Origin of the sequence: Duganella violaceipulchra, from assembly GCF_019166075.1 — a bacterium.
In the GTDB taxonomy this organism is placed as follows: Bacteria; Pseudomonadota; Gammaproteobacteria; order Burkholderiales; family Burkholderiaceae_D; genus Rugamonas; species Rugamonas violaceipulchra.
In genome coordinates this window covers 1-861 of record NZ_JAHTGR010000087.1, presented here as the reverse complement: position 1 = coordinate 861, position 861 = coordinate 1, and the positions used below count along the sequence as shown (strand labels likewise).

Annotated in this window: 1 protein-coding gene; it reads left to right on the top strand. The window is 70.0% G+C overall.

All coding sequences use genetic code 11. The annotated features are described in order from the left end of the window. Nucleotides 1-861 (top strand): AMP-binding protein (locus KVP70_RS33075; protein WP_217946681.1); only part of this gene is annotated, 861 nt, incomplete at both ends.

Below are 861 nucleotides of genomic sequence, written 5' to 3'. Positions count from 1 at the left end.
TGTTCTCGTCGCTGCTGAACTATCGTCACAGCAGCCTGCCCGGCGGCGGCAGGGACGACCAGGCCCACGCGGGTTGGGAAGGCGTGGAAGTGGTGGGGGGAGAAGAGCGCACCAACTATCCATTGACGCTGTCGGTGGACGATTTCGGCGATGGCTTCAGCCTGACGGCGCAGGTCGACCAGTCGGTGTCGGCCGAACGCATCTGCGACTACCTGCAGACGGCGCTGGAGGGCATCGTCGCGGCGCTGGAAACGGCGCCGCAGACGGCGCTGGCGGAGATCGGCGTGCTGTCGGCGGCGGAACGCCGCCAGGTGCTGGTTGAATGGAACGCGACGGCGGCGGACTACGAGCAGGACGTTTGCCTGCACGAGCTGTTCGAACGCCAGGCCGAGCGCACGCCGCACGCGGTGGCGCTGGTGCATGAGCAGCGCCGGGTCAGCTACGCCGAGTTGAATGCGCAGGCCAACCGGCTGGCGCACCACCTGCTGGCGTTGGGCGTGGCGCCGGACGTGCGTGTGGCGATCTGCGCCGAGCGCGGCGTCGAGATGCTGGTGGCGATGCTGGCCACGCTGAAAGCGGGCGGCTGCTATGTGCCGCTGGACCCGGCCTATCCGCGCGAGCGGTTGGCCTATATGCTGGCCGACAGCGCACCGCTGGTGGCGCTGAGCGTGGGCGCCGGCCGGGCCGCGCTGGACGATATCGGCGGCGAGGTGGCGCGCATCGACCTGCGCGAGCAGGCTGCGTTGTGGAGCGGGCAGGCGTCCGCCAATCCGCAGCGGCACGGACTGACCCCGGCCCACCTGGCCTATGTGATCTACACCTCCGGCTCGACCGGCGCGCCCAAGGGCGTGATGATCGAGC